The organism is Hymenobacter oligotrophus, assembly GCF_003574965.1.
GTDB lineage: Bacteria > Bacteroidota > Bacteroidia > Cytophagales > Hymenobacteraceae > Solirubrum > Solirubrum oligotrophum.
Window position 1 is genome coordinate 1,159,201 of sequence record NZ_CP032317.1, and the last position, 16,642, is coordinate 1,175,842.

Annotated in this window: 11 protein-coding genes; 10 read left to right on the top strand and 1 reads right to left on the bottom strand. The window is 61.5% G+C overall.

Annotation, left to right across the window (positions count from 1 at the left end; all coding sequences use genetic code 11):
* Nucleotides 1–65 precede the first annotated feature (65 nt).
* The 4 genes from D3Y59_RS04880 (at nt 66) to D3Y59_RS04895 (ending at nt 6,744) form a co-directional block, all read left to right on the top strand.
* Complete coding sequence (locus D3Y59_RS04880) at nt 66–3,563, top strand: methylmalonyl-CoA mutase family protein (RefSeq protein ID WP_119444028.1); 3,498 nt, start codon at nt 66–68, stop codon at nt 3,561–3,563.
* A gap of 68 nt (nt 3,564–3,631) precedes the next feature.
* On the top strand, nt 3,632–4,147 hold the full coding sequence (locus tag D3Y59_RS04885; RefSeq protein ID WP_162910556.1) for a DUF1493 family protein: 516 nt from the start codon (nt 3,632–3,634) through the stop codon (nt 4,145–4,147).
* A gap of 1,076 nt (nt 4,148–5,223) precedes the next feature.
* On the top strand, nt 5,224–5,772 hold the full coding sequence (locus tag D3Y59_RS04890; protein ID WP_119444030.1) for an REP-associated tyrosine transposase: 549 nt from the start codon (nt 5,224–5,226) through the stop codon (nt 5,770–5,772).
* Nucleotides 5,773–5,940: 168 nt separating this feature from the next.
* Nucleotides 5,941–6,744, top strand: a complete 804-nt coding sequence (locus tag D3Y59_RS04895; protein ID WP_119444031.1) for an aquaporin — start codon at nt 5,941–5,943, stop codon at nt 6,742–6,744.
* A 118-nt stretch (nt 6,745–6,862) separates the two neighbouring features.
* On the opposite strand, the gene D3Y59_RS04900 is transcribed toward D3Y59_RS04895, so the two are convergent.
* Complete coding sequence (locus D3Y59_RS04900) at nt 6,863–8,503, bottom strand: amidase (protein WP_119444032.1); 1,641 nt, start codon at nt 8,501–8,503, stop codon at nt 6,863–6,865.
* Nucleotides 8,504–8,962: 459 nt separating this feature from the next.
* On the opposite strand from D3Y59_RS04900, the gene D3Y59_RS04905 reads away from it, so the two are divergent.
* The 6 genes from D3Y59_RS04905 (at nt 8,963) to D3Y59_RS04930 (ending at nt 16,579) form a co-directional block, all read left to right on the top strand.
* Nucleotides 8,963–9,445 carry a YdeI/OmpD-associated family protein gene (locus tag D3Y59_RS04905; RefSeq protein WP_119444033.1) on the top strand — a complete coding sequence of 161 codons (483 nt, stop codon included), beginning with the start codon at nt 8,963–8,965 and terminating at the stop codon, nt 9,443–9,445.
* A gap of 213 nt (nt 9,446–9,658) precedes the next feature.
* On the top strand, nt 9,659–11,095 hold the full coding sequence (locus D3Y59_RS04910) for an APC family permease (RefSeq protein WP_119444034.1): 1,437 nt from the start codon (nt 9,659–9,661) through the stop codon (nt 11,093–11,095).
* 138 nt (nt 11,096–11,233) lie between these two features.
* On the top strand, nt 11,234–13,066 hold the full coding sequence (locus D3Y59_RS04915) for a peptidoglycan D,D-transpeptidase FtsI family protein (RefSeq protein WP_119444035.1): 1,833 nt from the start codon (nt 11,234–11,236) through the stop codon (nt 13,064–13,066).
* Nucleotides 13,067–13,173: 107 nt separating this feature from the next.
* Nucleotides 13,174–13,581, top strand: a complete 408-nt coding sequence (locus D3Y59_RS04920; protein ID WP_119444036.1) for a hypothetical protein — start codon at nt 13,174–13,176, stop codon at nt 13,579–13,581.
* 586 nt (nt 13,582–14,167) lie between these two features.
* The gene (locus D3Y59_RS04925; RefSeq protein ID WP_119444037.1) at nt 14,168–15,148 is read left to right on the top strand and encodes an aspartate carbamoyltransferase catalytic subunit; all 981 of its coding nucleotides are present in this window, start codon (nt 14,168–14,170) and stop codon (nt 15,146–15,148) included.
* 153 nt (nt 15,149–15,301) lie between these two features.
* Nucleotides 15,302–16,579, top strand: a complete 1,278-nt coding sequence (locus D3Y59_RS04930) for a dihydroorotase (RefSeq protein WP_119444038.1) — start codon at nt 15,302–15,304, stop codon at nt 16,577–16,579.
* The last annotated feature ends 63 nt before the right edge of the window (nt 16,580–16,642 follow it).

Consider the following 16,642-nt stretch of genomic DNA (forward strand, 5'->3'; position numbering starts at 1 on the left):
ACGCTACCCCCGCCGGGGCTTTTTCGTACTTTAGCCCTCCATTTCCCACTCGTCCGGATTCTACCATGCACCCTGCTCCCGTAGCTCCCTACAAACCCCAGAACCACGTTCGCATCGTAACGGCGGCGGCGCTGTTCGACGGCCACGACGCGGCCATCAACATCATGCGCCGCATTATCCAAGCCTCAGGCGCTGAAGTAATTCACCTAGGGCACAACCGCTCGGTGCAGGAAATCGTGGACTGCGCCATTCAGGAAGATGCCCAGGCCATAGCCATTACCTCGTACCAGGGCGGCCACAACGAGTTCTTCAAGTACATGCACGACCTGCTCAAGGAGCGGGGCGCCGGCCATATCAAAATTTTCGGCGGCGGCGGCGGCGTAATTCTGCCCTCTGAAATTGAGGAGTTGCAGGGCTACGGCATCACGCGCATCTACTCGCCCGACGACGGCCGCGCCATGGGCCTCCAGGGCATGATCAACGACCTGCTTGAAAAGGCCGACTTCCCGACGGGCAAAAACCTGAACGGCGAAGCCAAGCACGTAAAGGAGAAAGACGCCCTCAGCCTAGGTCGCCTCATCTCGGCTGCCGAAAACTTCCCCGAGGAATACGAGAAGGTGAAGCAGTTGTTAGTTGACAGTTATCAGTTGTCAGAACAAGGCCAGAACAACGGCCAACAGAACAACCTGACAACTGACAACTCGCAACCGGCAACTAAAAAAGCACCCATTCTAGGCATCACCGGCACGGGTGGCGCGGGCAAGTCGTCGTTGGTAGATGAGCTGGTGCGCCGCTTCCTGCTCGACTTCCCCGACAAGACCATTGCCATTATTTCGGTTGACCCGAGCAAGCGCAAAACCGGCGGTGCCCTCCTTGGCGACCGTATCCGGATGAACGCCATCAACAACCCGCGCGTGTACATGCGCAGCCTTGCTACCCGCCAGAGCAACCTGGCCCTGAGCAAGTATGTGCAGGATGCCGTGGACGTGGTGCGCGCCGCCGACTTCGACCTGATCATTCTGGAAACCTCCGGCATTGGCCAGAGCGACACCGAAATCATCGAGCACTCCGATGCCAGCCTGTACGTGATGACGCCCGAGTACGGCGCCGCCACGCAGCTGGAGAAAATCGACATGCTCGACTTCGCCGACGTCATCGCACTGAACAAGTTCGATAAGCGCGGCGCCCAGGACGCCCTGCGCGACGTGCGCAAGCAGTACCAGCGCAACCACCAGCTCTGGGACAAGCCCCTCGACGAGCTGCCCGTGTACGGCACCATTGCCTCGCAGTTCAACGACCCGGGCATGAACCGCCTGTACCGCGCCGTGCTGGCTACCATCGAGCAGAAAACCGGGGCCACGTTCAGCTCGCAGCTCGAAACTTCGGAGGCTGCCAGCGAGAAGGTGTATATCATTCCGCCCCACCGCACGCGTTACCTCTCCGAAATCACCGAAACGATTCGTCAGTATGACCAGTGGGTCGATAAACAAGCCGAAACCGCTCAGCAACTCTACGGAATCCAGCGAAGCATCGAAGCCGTTCGAAGCCTCGGCACAGGAGGAGCAGCCGCTAACGGAGCCGGGGGGAGCAGCAGCCACGGACCCCAACCAACCGAACTCGCAACCGGCCTGGAGAAAGCCTTCGAGGAAATCAAGCTCCGGCTGGACGGGCAAAACTGGCGACTCCTGGAGACCTGGCCGCAAAAAGTAGCCGCCTACAAAGCTCCGGAGTTCATCTTCAAGGTGCGCGACAAGGAAATCCGCATCAAAACGCACTCCGAAACCCTCTCCCATTTGCAGGTGCCCAAAGTGGCCACCCCGCGCTACGAAGCCTGGGGCGACTTGCTTAAGTGGATGCTGCAGGAAAACGTACCCGGCGAGTTTCCCTACACCGCCGGCGTGTTCCCCTTTAAGCGTGAAGGCGAAGACCCCACCCGCATGTTTGCCGGCGAAGGCGGCCCCGAGCGCACCAACCGCCGCTTCCACTACGTGTCGGCTGGCTTGCCCGCCAAGCGCCTGAGCACGGCGTTCGACTCGGTGACGCTCTACGGCGAAGACCCTGACCTGCGCCCCGATATCTACGGCAAGATCGGCAACTCGGGCGTGAGCATCTGCTGCCTCGACGACGCCAAGAAGCTGTACTCCGGCTTCAACCTCGCCGACCCGGTTACCTCGGTGTCGATGACCATCAACGGCCCGGCCGCTACGCTGGCTGCTTGCTTCATGAACGCAGCCATCGACCAGCAGTGCGAGCTGTACATTAAGGAGAATGGCCTCGAAGCCGAGGTTGACGCCAAAATCAACCAGATCTACGAGGCCCTAGGTCAGGAGCGCCCCCGCTACCAAGGGCAGCTGCCCGAGGGCAACGACGGCCTAGGTCTGATGCTGCTCGGCGTAACCGGCGACCAGGTGCTGCCCGCCGAGGTGTACGAGCCCATCAAGGCCCGCACGCTCTCGCAGGTGCGCGGCACCGTGCAGGCCGACATCCTGAAAGAAGATCAGGCCCAGAACACCTGCATCTTCAGCACGGAGTTCTCGCTGCGCCTCATGGGCGACGTACAGCAGTACTTTATCACGAACAAGGTGCGGAACTTCTACTCCGTATCGATTTCGGGCTACCACATTGCCGAGGCCGGCGCCAACCCCATTACGCAGCTGGCCCTCACGCTGTCGAACGGCTTCACCTTCGTGGAGTACTACGTGAGCCGCGGCATGGACGTGAACGACTTCGCGCCCAACCTGTCGTTCTTCTTCTCGAACGGCATGGACCCCGAGTACTCGGTGATGGGCCGCGTGGCACGCCGCATTTGGGCCAAGGCCATGAAGCTGAAGTACAGCGCCAACAGCCGCTCGCAGATGTTGAAATACCACATCCAGACTTCGGGCCGCTCCTTGCACGCGCAGGAAATCGACTTCAACGATATCCGCACCACGCTGCAGGCGCTGTACGCCATTTACGACAACTGTAACTCGCTGCACACCAACGCCTACGACGAGGCCATTACCACGCCTACCGAGGAATCGGTGCGCCGGGCCATGGCCATTCAGCTCATCATCAACCGCGAGCTGGGCTTGGCCAAGAACGAGAACCCGCTGCAGGGCTCGTTCATCATCGAGGAACTGACCGACCTGGTGGAAGAAGCCGTAATGGCCGAGTTCGACCGCATTACGGAGCGCGGCGGCGTGCTGGGTGCCATGGAAACCATGTACCAGCGCGGAAAAATTCAGGAGGAAAGCCTCTACTACGAGATGCAGAAGCACACCGGCGAGTTGCCCATCATCGGCGTGAACACCTTCCTCTCGTCGAAAGGCTCGCCCACGGTGCAGCCGGCCGAAGTTATCCGCGCCACCGAGGACGAAAAGCAGTACCAGATTTCAATGCTGCAAAACCTGCACGTCCGCAACCGCGATAAGGCCGAAGACGCCCTGAAGCGCCTGCAGCAAAAGGCCGTGCAGAACGAAAACCTTTTCGAGGAGCTGATGGAAACGGTGAAGTCCTGCTCGCTCGGGCAGATTACCAACGCCCTGTTCGAAGTAGGCGGTCAGTACCGGCGGAATATGTAAGCTGAGGCTGCTTGGGCTGAATGCGAACGGGTGCTACCTTGCGAGAGGCAGCACCCGTTTTTTGTTCTATGGAAACAATTGAAGTTCGTTTCGCCGACTTACGCCGGGCCGCCGAGCAAGTGACAGCCTTCGTTGAGAAGCAATTAGGCTGCGAAGCTGAATATGGCTTACGCACCGGTGTAGAGGAAGATATGGGCAGCGCTGGGCTCGATACTGAACAGTTGCTTTGCGAGTTCTCTGAGCAGTTCAGGGTTGATGTTTCCAAGTTTGATTTCACTGGCTTTATCAGCCCGGAAGGTTTTCAGGATGGAGGCACCCCGCTTTGGATCATTCTAGGGCTGTTCTTCCTGGCCGTTTACGTCATTGCTTGGACAACCAAGTTTCTGATTGGAGCTATCTACTGGCCCTTCAACCCTAAAGCGGCTACCAGTTTCATTAATGAGCCCATCGGTAACCCTTTCCACTCAACACCGGCGCCACCCCGCAAGTCCCAGCATGACATCCTGACCATCGGCGACTTCGTAGCTTCCGCAGCTGCCGGGTACTTCGTGAAGCGGGAGCGGGTACGCTTCGTGTTTATATAGCTATACGTAGCGCATACCCAGTCCTCAAGGAGCTCCAGCCTCCGCAACAGTCCCAGTGGCGTTTATTCAGCTTCCGCTAACCGCTAAGCTTCATGTTATACAAATCCGCCCTTCGATTTATAGTAAACTATATCCGTTACAAATCTCACACAGAGAGAACAATTGCTGTTATTCCCTCAGTATCTCTTTTAGCAGCTAGAACACTGCTAATCAGAATACCTACTCTAATTATTCCTGGCTAGTAATTGGTAATACTTTACCTTCTTATATTAATAGACATAGCTTGTTCATTAGAAAAAGTACTGCACGCATTACCCCCATCAAAAACTGATTTCTTTACTTATTGAAAAATGCATCTAAACGCACTGAAAATGCCTTCCGAATTGGCAAAAGCACCTACTACCGCAAGGAGCCATAACTGAGAATAAATGAAAGTTTTTCTGCTCTTACTATGCCTGTTTCTCAGTCTTGGTTGTTCAAGAAATTATACTGGTGTGTATTATGACTCTTGCTTATTATACCACAGACCGGCGGTACGTCTCACTCTTAATCCAGATAAAACGTTTCATTATAAAATGATTTATTACGATACACTCATTACGGGATATTGGCAAAACTCACATGATACTTTAACCCTGAGGTCAAAGATATTTACCATTCCAAGAAAGCCGCTTTCTCCTAAGATTAAATACATAGATTCCGATAGTGTTGATAGATTTGTAGCCAGCGGAAAAAAGCTCATTCCTATTACTAGTTCTACAGACCCAGTTAAACAGTGTTATTTAAAAAAGCATTAGTAGTAAACATAAATCTTGTACGAGACGGGCCTGCCCCACGCTGGCGCGAGTTTAGCGCAGCGTAACTCGTGACCAGCCATGAGGTGGAGGCTGTGCCTCCACTGCCGCCAACAGCGGCAAACCGGCCACGCGTCGCTCGGATAACTTGCTAATCCGGGCGGCGTTGGTCGTTCTGACGGGGGAGGCACAGCCTCCCGGCAAGGCTGGTCACGAGTTACGCTGCGCTAAACTCGCGCCAGGCAGAGCCAGGCAAAGCCGGCAAACGGCTACCTTATCGGTATGAGTGAGAAGTATAAGATTCAGGATTCGCGGCAGCTCTATTTTGTTTCCTTCGCCACCGTCAACTGGATTGACGTATTTACGCGGCGGCTTTACAACGACCTCTTCGTGGACGGCCTGCGCTATTGCCAGCAGCACAAAGGATTGGAAGTGTACGCCTGGTGCCTGATGACCAACCACGCCCACCTCATCATTAGCAGCGAACAGGACAACCTCTCGGCCATCCTGCGCGACCTGAAACGCCACACCGCCAAAACCCTGCTGCAAGCTATTCAAGAAAACCAGCAGGAAAGCCGCCGCGAGTGGATGCTGTGGATGTTCCGACGCGCCGGGCAGCGCAATACCCACAACGAGCACTACCAGTTCTGGCAGCAGAACAACCACCCCATCGAGCTTTATTCCAACGAGCTGCGCCGCCAGCGGCTGGAGTACCTGCACCGCAACCCCGTATCGGCTGGTTTTGTAGATGCGCCCGAAGACTTTCAATATAGCAGCGCCCGCAATTACGCCGGTCGGCCGGGGTTGCTGGATGTGTTACTAATTGGCTAATCACAACTGCAAGAGGCCCCAGCAGCCAGCCGGTTCCGCGCCGCTTGGTCGCCGACCGGACGGCGCGAGGCGTATACTGCGGCTGCCGCTCGCCCCTCCCCTCGCCGCCTCAGTGCGTAAGGGTGTTTGCGAGTTGAGTCCACGTACTTTTTTTTAAAGTTTCCTCGAATGCCACATCCAAACCCGGGATTCAGCCGAAACCAGCACTGGCCCTACTACCTTACCGAAGCCGCGGGCCTGGCCCTGTTCGTAATCGGAACCGGCCTGCTTTCCATCGCCTTGGAGCACCCGGACTCGGGGCTGCACCAGGCCCTGGCGGCGCGCGGCATAGGCCAGGAGCTGCGCCGAGTGCCGCTGGGCGTGGGGATGGGGCTGCTGGTGGCGGCCATTACCTATACCCCCTGGGGCCAGCGTTCCGGGGCCCACCTCAACCCGGCCATCACGCTGGCTTTCTGGCAGCTGGGCAAAATCAGCGGCACCGATGCGCTCTGGTACGCCCTGGCCCAGGCGGTAGGCGGCTTCGCGTCGGTGTGGCTGCTCAAACTCACCCTCTTCGCCTATTACAGCCACCCCCGTATTGATTTCGGCACCACCCAGCCCGGACCCGACGGCCCCTTGGTGGCCTTCGTTGCGGAATTCGTCATTGCCTTGGTGTTTATGCTGGCGCTGCTGGCGGCGCTGCACTCGGCGCAGCTGCACAAGGCCGCGGGCTGGATCGGGGCGGGGCTGCTGGCCGCGTACGTGATCTGGGAAACGCCCCTCTCCGGCATGAGCCTAAATCCGCTGCGCAGCCTGGCCTCCGCCGTGGCAGCCCGCGACTACACCGGGCTGTGGCTGTACCTGGTAGCGTCCCCGGCCGCCATGTGGCTGGCGGCCATGCTGTTTCAGCGGCTCCGGCAAGCCAGCCCGCGTCGTCGATCAGGCGCCGCAGCGACGGAGCCGCCGCATTACCCGGATGTGGCGGCCGGCTGAGGCTGCTGCGCTGCCACCGCGGCAGCCAAGGCGGCCAAAGCCTAGTGCCCGAAGGGCAGGAACACCTAGTCAAGACCGGCGTTTGGCCGGTGCCCTAACCGCTGGCGCCTGGGTGGCCCTACTGGCCCGCCAGCCCGGCCCGAAACGCCGGCGCCCGCCGGTGGCCGGTGGCCTGCTCGTAGGCGTAGCCCAGCCCCAGCAGGCGGGCCTCGCTCCAGGCCGGGCCCACGAACGAGAGGCCCACCGGCAGCCCGTGGACTTGCCCCATGGGCACGGTCAGGTGGGGGTAGCCGGCCGTAGCGGCAGGCGTGGTGAAGCTCGGGCCCGCGTCGGAGTCGCCGTGCACCAGGTCCAGGCTCCAGGCCGGGCCGGCGGTAATGCCCACCAGGGCCGCGAGCCGAAGGCCGGTAAACAGTTGGTCCAGGCCGCGGCGGCTTGCGTCGTTGGAGCGGGCCAGCGCGGCCCGGTACCGGGCGCTGCCCAGCCCGGTGGTTTGCTCGGCCCGTTCTAGCAGCTCCTGCTCGAAATACGGCATCACGCGGGCCTCGTGCTTCCGGTTGAAAGCAATGACCTCGGCCAGAGACTTTACCGGCGCTCCGGCCGCGGCCAGGTAGCGGTTCACGCTGTCCTTAAACTCGTGGAGCAGCACTTCCATCTCGGCTTCGCCAATGGGCTTGAGCGGCCGCGGCAGCTCTACTTCCACGAGGGTGGCCCCCAGCTTTTTCAGCTCCGCGACGGCCTGCCGCAGCAAGTCCCCGGCGGCGGAAGGGTCGCGCAGGTGGGACTTTTCCACGCCCAGGCGCTGGCCCTGCAGGGCGCTGGCTTGCAGGTAAGCGGTGTAGTCGGTCGGGTCCTGCCCGGCGCGGGCGGCGGTAGCCGGGTCGGCGGGGTCGGGCGCCGCCGAGGGGCCGGCCAGCGCGCCCAGCAGCAGGGCCGCGTCGCGCACGGTGCGCGCGAGCGGGCCGGCCGTGTCCTGGGTGCTGGAAATCGGGATGATGCCCGCCCGGCTCAGCAGCCCCACGGTGGGCTTGAGGCCCACTAAGCCGCAGGCCGAAGCCGGCGACACCACCGATCCGTCGGTTTCGGTGCCCACGGCGGCGGCGCACAGGTTGGCCGCCGCCGCCACGGCCGAGCCGGAGCTGGAACCGTTGGGCGAGCGGTCGAGCACGTAGGGGTTGCGCGTTTGCCCGCCCAGCGTGCTCCAGCCGTTGGAGCTGCTGGTCGAGCGGAAGTTCGACCACTCGCTTAAGTTGGCTTTGCCCAGCAGCACGGCCCCGGCGGCACGCAGCTGCCGGACGATGAACGCGTCCTGCCGGGCCCGGTGGCGGGCCAGCACCAGGGCCCCGGCGGTTGTGAACTGACTGTCGCCGGTGTCGATGTTGTCTTTGAGCAGAATCGGGATGCCGTGCAGCGGCCCGCGCACCCGGCCGGCCCGCCGCTCCTGGTCCAGCGCGTCGGCGATGCGCAGCGCCTCGGGGTTGGTCGAGAGCACGGCGCGCAGGGTGGGGCCCTTGTGGTTTAGCGCTTCGATGCGCTGCAGATACAGCTCCGTCAGCTGCCGGGCCGAGTAGCGGCCCTGCTGCTGGTAGGCTTGCAAGTCCGCCAGCGTAGCCTCATGCAGGGGGCCGCCGGACGCTTCGCCGGCGGGCGGGGCGGCTTCGGACGGGGCGCTTTCCGGGGGCGAACAGACGCTAAGCGGCAGCGCGGCCAGGGCCGTGGTGGCCAGGGCGGCGTGGCGCAGAAAGAGGCGGCGGTGCATAAGGCGGACGCGGCGGGGGCGCGTAGTAAAGCGGCGTTTGACGGATTCAACCGGCTGAGGACGGCCGAGCAAACCGCGCCAGCACCCGGCTCGCCGTAAGTTTACGAAACGCCTAACACTTCGCCGGCGCACGCTTCCGGCACGCGTCAGCGGCGTCGCGGCAAGGTCAGCATGGGTTGCGGGCTGAACGCGCGGCGGCGCTAAACTCGCGCCAGGCAACGCCCGGCCGGTCTTGCTGGATGTTTCACCGATTAGCTGGTCATAACCGCAAGCAGCTCCAGCCTCACTGGCGGCTAACCGGTACCGCGCCGCTGGGAATCGTCTGGGCGGGGCGGCTTTTTAGTGGTTATCCTTGCAGTGGTCCGCTACCCGCAGGTTTTATTCGGGTCGGATTCTGATTTCCCCAAACCTTGCCCCCCGGGGCGAGTTGCTCACTCGTCTCGTCTCTCAAACTACCTCATGATCCTGTACTCCGGCATCGCACCGCTGGCCCAGCTCGACAAGCGCAAGGGCGGCTATTACTACCTGCACTTGCCCGCCGAGCTGGTGGCGCAGTTTCCGCAGCAGGGCCGCACCCGCTTGGTGTGCACCCTCGACGGACGCGTGTCGTACAGCTGCGGCCTGAACCACTTCGGCGACGGCAGCTTTTTCGTCATTGTGGCGGGCAAGCACCTGAAAACATTGGGTAAGCAACTGGGCGACGAGATAAACGCGGCGCTGAGCCTGGATGAGGACCCGCTGGGCGTGGAGGTACCCGAGGTACTGGCCGCGCTGCTGGCCCAGGACGAAGCCTTGCACGCCCGCTTTGTGGCCCTCACCGTGGGCAAGCAGCGCAGCATCGTGCACGCTGTGGCCCGGCTCAAGGACCTGGACAAGCAATTAGCGCTTGCTACGCAGCTGGTGCACGAAGCGGCCCGCCCGCGCCCGCGGCGGGCTGGGTAGGCGTCACGGGGCCGCACCCACCACCGGGCATTTGCTTTAGGGCCTGAGCCACGATCCCGGTTCCACGGCCTAACTTCCTGGCGCATAAATCTTGCGTGCCCAAACCGGGCCGCGCCACGCGCCCGCGGCTGGCCGGTGCATAAGCCAGAGCGGCGCTAGGAGGCATTTGCCGCCCCGGCAACCCGGCAGCGGCAAAACCAGTTAGCTTGGCGCATGAACAGCCCCGAAAAACCCGCCGCGTCCGCACCCGCAACCCTAATTCGTGCCTTTGGCGCCGCGAGCGGCACTATGCTGGTGGCGGGCATCGTGATAGGCTCTGGCGTATTCAAGAAAATCGTACCGCTGGCCCAGAGCGGCTTGAGCGAGGAGTGGATACTGGCAGCCTGGGTAGCGGCAGGCGTGGTTACAATTTGCGGAGCCCTTAATCTGTCGGGCATGGCGTCGCTTACCGAGGAGTCGGGCGGGGTGTACGAGTACCTGCGGTTGTCGTTCGGCAACTTCGCCTCGTTTTTGTTCGGCTGGACGGATTACGCCATCATTGGCTCAGCCTCGGTGGCGGCGCTGGCCTTCATTTTTGCCCAATCGGTAAACTCCCTGCTGCCCTTGCCCAACCCGGCCGAGGCCTGGGCGCAGCTATCCGTTGGGGGATGGATTTACCCCTTTGCCGATTCGGGCATTAAGCTGCTGGCCATTGGCACCACGGCGGCGCTTACCTGGGTAAACTACCGGGGCGTAAGCGGCAGCGGGCGGCTCAGCATTGTATTTACGGCGGCCAAAATCATGGGCATACTCCTGCTGATTCTGGCGGGCATATTCTTGTCGGCGCCAACGCCGGATGGCGCGGCAGCGGCCGCCCCGGCGCCCGTGCGCGAGGTGTCGTTGGCCAGTGCTTTTTTGGGCGCGCTGCTCAGCGTGTTCTGGGCCTACGACGGTTGGGTGGATTTGTCCTTCGTGACGGGCGAAATTAAAGACCCGCGCCGCAACGTACCCAGGGCCATCATCGGGGGCGTAACGGTGGCCATCATCCTGTACGTGCTGGTAAACTACGCCTACCTGCGGGCCCTGCCGTTGGCCGCGCTGGCAGCGGTAGGCCCCAACGAAATAGGCGCCGCCGCGGCGGCCGAGGCGCTGCTGGGCGCGTGGGGCAAAACCGGCGTGGCGGTGCTGATTTTGGTAAGCGTATTTGGAACGCTTAATGCGGTACTGCTCTCGCACGCCCGGGTGCAGTTTCGGATGGCGCAGGAAGGCTACTTTTTTCGGGCCGCCGCCGCAGTGCACCCGCGCTACCGCACCCCCCACCGGGCCTTGCTGTTCACGATGGCCTGGAGTACCGTGCTCATTGTGTCGGGCACCTTCGAGCGGCTAACCGATCTGGTCATTTTCGCCACTTTCTTGTTTTATGGCTTGCTGGCCGTGGCCGTGGTCAACATGAAGCGCCTAGGTCGGATACCGGGCCCGGTGCCGGGGTACCCGTACGTGCAAATTCTGCTCTTGCTGTTTGCCGCTACGTTCACGCTGCACACCCTTGTAACGCAACCGGTGCAGTCGGCCATGGGGCTGGGGCTGATCATGACGGGGTTGCCGCTGTTCGTGTATTTCCGCTGGAAGGTCCGCACGCAACCAACCGAGGCCGTGCAGCAGGGCGCATAGGTCGGGTAGCTCAACGTAGCACCAGGAGCTAGTGCAGCGAAGCGTTGTGGCTGATTCCCAACTCGGCTCGGCATCGGCCGTTCGGGCTGCCTGTGTGAGGCGGTAGCGCACAGCGGGTAATTGTTTAGCTTTACCCTCATGCGCGCAGCCTTCAACTGGTCGAAAAAACGCTTGCTAGCGGTGCTGGTGGGTTTGGCCGCCTGCTCTTCGCCCGATCAGCCCACCGACCAGCCTACCCTCAACCAAAGCCCAAGCGTACGCTACACCGCCAAGCGCGTGGTGCTGCCCGATGTGCCGCAGCGCGGCCGCATTCTCGACCGCCACGACTCCGTGCTGGTTGATACCCGCACGCAGTACTTGCTGAAGCTGCCCCGCCGTGGGCAACTCGATACCCTGGCCCTAGGTGAGCTGCTCGGCTGGGATTCGACCACGGTGCGCCGACGCATTGTCGATGCCCTGTCCTACGGCCAGGCGTCGCGCGGCTACGCCGTTCAGCTTAGCTTAACCAAAGCCGAAGCCGAACGCATACGCCGCGACAGCAGCGCCACGGTGCCGCAGCTCACCTTGTGGGAGCGACCCAGGCGCACTTACACCTCCCCTGCCGCCGCTCCCGTGCTGGGCTACCTAGGGGCCGAAGCGCAAGCCTTCTATAACCAGGCCAAGCGCTACCGGCGCGGCCGGTTTTACCGGCTGCGCAACGGCGGCGTGGAGGCCTACTACAACGGCCTGCTGGCGGGGCACCGCGGCTACCTGCACCCACTGGTTGATGCGCAGGGCAAACAGCACGGCAGTTGGGCCAAGGATACCGCTTTTCAGCAAGGCCAGGATTTGCACCTGACCATTGATGTGAAGCTGCAAACCTACGCCGAGAAGCTAATGGGCGGCCGCAAAGGCTACTTGGTAGCCCTCGACCCGCGCACCGGCGAAATTCTGGCTTACGTGTCGGGGCCGGTGTACCAGGCCAGCACTATCACCGCGCCCGACCAGGCCGGCGTGCGCACGAAGCTGCTGGAGCACGAAGACCTGCCCCTGCTGAACCGCCCGGCCATGCTGGCCAACCCGCCCGGCTCGGTGTTTAAGCTGGTGAATGCGGCCGTGGCCCTGCAAATGCACGCCATCACGCCGGCCTCGGCCTTTCGCTGCGACCAGTCGCTGGTAAACTGCGTGCACCGCCACCCGCCGGGCAAAAACCTCACGGCGGCTCTCAAGTACAGCTGTAACCCGTACTTCTACCGGGTAATGGAAACGCTGATCGACTGCGTGCCCGATACCTTGGCGGGCGACACCATAGCCGCCCGCCACGCCAATTTGGCCCAGTGGCGCCGCTACGCCCGCTCGTTCGGCCTCGACTCGGCCCTAGGTGTCGATTTGCCCCGCGAAGCCAAGGGCCACTTGCCCACCCCCGCGTACTACGACAAAGCCCGCCGCACCCGCGGCTGGACGTACCGCTCCATTTACTCGCTCAGCATCGGGCAGGGCGAAATCAACCTCACGGGGCTGCAAATGGCCAACATGGCGGTCATCATCGCCAACCGCGGCTGGTACTACGCGCCCCATTTGGTGCGCAGCGTGGGCGAGAGCGGTCCGCTGCCGCGCTTCACCCAAAAGCACCGCACCCTGATTGATAGCGTGCATTTTGCCGCCCTAGTGCCGGGCATGGTGGCCGTAATGCAGCGCGGCGGCACCGCCGATGCCTCCAGCCTGGCCGATGTGGGCATTAAAGTGGCGGGCAAAACCGGCACCGTGGAAAACGACGAGGGCGACGACCACGCGGCGTTCGTGGGTTTTGCGCCGGCCGACAACCCCAAAATTGCCGTGGCCGTGTACCTCGAAAACGCCGGTTTTGGCGCTACCGCCGCCGCCCCGTGCGCCGTGTTGGTGATGGAGAAATACCTCCGGGGCAGCATTGCGCCCAAGCGCAAGCGTTGGGAGAAACGCATTCAGAACCGGGCCCGCCGCGAGGACTTTTAGGACCGATGGGAGTCGCTTGTTAAGGTGGCATCTCCGTACTTTACCGCCAAGGGGCTTTCTTTGCGCCTTCAGCATACCCAGCGCCGCGAGGCCTCGTTTTTGACTTCATGTATGAAACCCTGCGCCGCGGCGACGGCAGTATTTTTCTGACGCTTCATTACAACCACGCCGACGAATGGATTCATGCGCATTGGCGCGGCCGGCAAACGCTGAGCACCGTAATGACCGGCGGGCTGACGCACCTGGAAATGATTCGGCAACTGCCGTGCCCTAGGTTGCTAAACGACCACCGCGAGCTAGTGGGCACGTTTGTAGAAGCCAACGACTGGATTCAGCAAATCTGGACGCCGCTGATAATCTCGGCTGGCTTGCGCTCCATCGGGCAGGTTGTTTCGCCCGATGTGTTTGGGCAATACTCCATCGAGGACCTGAAGCACCGCATCAGCGACCAGCTCGACCTGTTTTTGTTCAACGACCTCGAAGAAGCCCAGGCTTGGTTACGGGCGCAGCCGTAGCAGGCAACAGGCATACGCAGCACCGCTTCGGGCCGAGCCTGTGCTGCATCTGATGTAAGAAGCCTTGTGCGAGCAGGCTTGGGTGCACTGCCGGAGCGTTGCGCGTTACTGGTTTAGGCGGGCTGGATAAATGCAAGGGAACAAAAAGATAATATTACCGGTGTGTTACGGATCACAGCAACGCCGTAGTTTTGCATCGTGCTTCAACCAAAAAACCTGTTGCTGAAGCGCGGGCCCCTGCTCGGCAAGGAACCGCGAGTAGACCGGAAGGTCTTCGCCACCGCCGGTTTTCCTGATTTCGCCGCTGCCATTTCCGTTGTTTTTTCTGGGTATTGCCCCGCTACCGTTTCGGATTCCGAAACGGTTTTTTTATGCCCGTTGCGTTCGGCTGCTCCTGCCGCCCAGCCCGTGCCTGGCCCCAATGCCGGCCAGACACCCCTGCTGCACACCGGCCCCCTCACCCTCTCTGGTGGCTCCCGGCACCCAGGCCCGCCCCGACAGCCCATTGCTTCGCTGAAGGTACTGGCAGATAAGATTTTACACCGTGCGTTTTAGCTAGACGACTTCCCTTTTCCTCAACCCCGGTATGGCACGTAAAGACCTGCTCGACATTGCATCCCTTCACCGTGAGGAAATCGAGTTTCTGCTCGACCAATCCACCTCCTTTAAACAAGTATTCACCTGCTCGGTGAAGAAAGTGCCGGCGCTTGAGGGCAAGTCCGTGCTGATGCTGTTCTACGAGCCCAGCACCCGCACGCACACCTCCTTCGAAGTCGCGGCCAAACGCCTTTCCGCCGAGGTCACTAACTTTAACGTCGCGCATTCCTCCGTAACCAAGGGCGAGTCGATCCGCGAAACAGTAGAAACGCTTCAGGCCATGCGCACCGATTACATCGTGGTGCGCCACAGCCGATCGGGCCTGCCCGGCATGATTGCCCGCCAAACCAAGGCTTCGGTTATCAACGCCGGCGACGGGGCGCACGCGCACCCCACCCAGGCCTTGCTCGACGCCTTTACCATCAAGGAGAAATTCCCCGACCCGCGGGGCAAAAAAGTGCTCATCATCGGGGATATTCTTCACTCCCGCGTGGCGCGCTCTACCAGCAACTTGCTGCAAAAGCTGGGCGTGGAGGTAGCCTACCTAGGGCCGGGCTCCTTGGTGCCCAAGTACGGCCCCGAAACCATCCGCCGCTTCACCGACTACGACGCAGCCATGGCGTGGGCCCCCGATGTGGTGTACCTGCTCCGCGTGCAGATGGAGCGCCAGGACGTGCAGTTTTTCCCCAGCCTGCGCGAATACCACCGGCTCTACGGCATCACCACCGAGCGGTTGGAGGAAATCCGCCAGCGCGGCCTCTACATCATGCACCCCGGCCCCGTGAACCGCGGCGTTGAACTGTGCGATGCCGTGATGGACTACGAGCGCAGCCTGATCAACAACCAAGTCGAAAACGGCATTGCCGTTCGAATGGCCGTGCTCGACTGGCTCACGCCGGGCGGCGAATCCCCTAGGTCGGAACCAACTTTTGGGCGCTCGGCTGCTCCGCTGCCGCACTTTACTGCCTAGCAACTAATCCAAGCCCTAGGTAGCGCGGCACCGCGCCAGCGGGCCGGTAGTGGCTTGAGCGCTCAAAACGACGGCTGATTACGTCATTTATTTGCACCTCCAATAGCCAGGTCTTCCCAACACTCCTTGCCGGTTTACAGAACTCAATCATCCATGCTTCTCCTTCAAAACGCCCGCATCGCCTCCGAAAACTCACCCACCCTGCTCGAAGGCGATGTCCTGATTGTCGAAGGAAAAATTCAGGACGTCGGGAACAACCTAGCCATTCCGGAGGGCGCCCGCGTCATCGACGCGCGGGGCCGGATTCTGATGCCGGCCATGTTCGATGCCCACGTGCATTTCCGCGCCCCGGGCTTTGAAAACAAAGAAACCATTACCACGGGCAGCGAAGCAGCCATCAACGGCGGCGTTACGGGTGTGGTGATGATGCCGAACACCCGCCCGGCCATCGACTCGGCGGCGGTGGTAGCTACCGTGCTGGAAAGCGCCGAGCGCAAGTCTCGCATTCCGGTGTACACCTCCGGCTGCGTTACCAAAGACCGCCAAGGCAAGGAGCTGGCCGAAATTGACGGCATGCGCGCGCTCGGGGTGAAAATGCTCACCGACGACGGGGATACCACCAGCGACCCGGCCGTGCTGCTGCGGGCCATGCAGTACGCCACCGAGTTTGGGATGTTTTTCGCCAGCCATTGCGAGGTGCCGGAGCTGGCCGGGCCGCGCTCCCTCAACGAAGGCGTGATGAGCTACCGGCTTGGCATCAAAGGCTCGCCGGCTTGCGCCGAGGAAATCATCATCGACCGCGACATTCGCCTGGCCCGGGCGGCGGGCGCGCACATTCACATCCAACACGTTTCCAGCAAGCTCGGCATGGAAACCATCCGCTGGTGGAAATCGCGCGGCGATGTGAAGGTAACGGCCGAAGTAGCCCCGCATCACCTGTTGTTCACCGACGAACATATCGGCGACTACGACACCAATTACAAGATGAACCCGCCGCTGCGCACGCAGGCCGATTGCGACGCCCTGCTCGAGGGGCTGAAGGAAGGCGTATTCGACCTGATTGCCACCGACCACGCTCCGCACACGCCGTTCGAAAAAGCCCAGGATTTTATCAGCGCGCCTAACGGCATCACCGGTTTGGAAACGGCCTTGGTGTCGCTCTACCACTTCTTCGTACGGCCCGGGAAATTTGGGTGGGACTTGGTGGTGAAGCGCTACTCGGCCGAGCCCCGCCGCCTGATGGGCCTGCCGGTACCCACCATCGAGGTCGGTCAGCCAGCCGACTGCGTCCTGTTCGACACTGAGGCGGAAACTACCTTCACGAAGGAGTTTATGAAATCCAAATCCCAGAACACGCCCTTCATCAACCAAACGCTGAATGGCCGAGTGGACATGGTGATTTTGGGCACGGAAATCCTGCTGGAGCGCTGATAACAATGCGCAAAACAAGAACAATGACACTATAGAACGTCATGCCGAGCGAAGCCGAAGCAT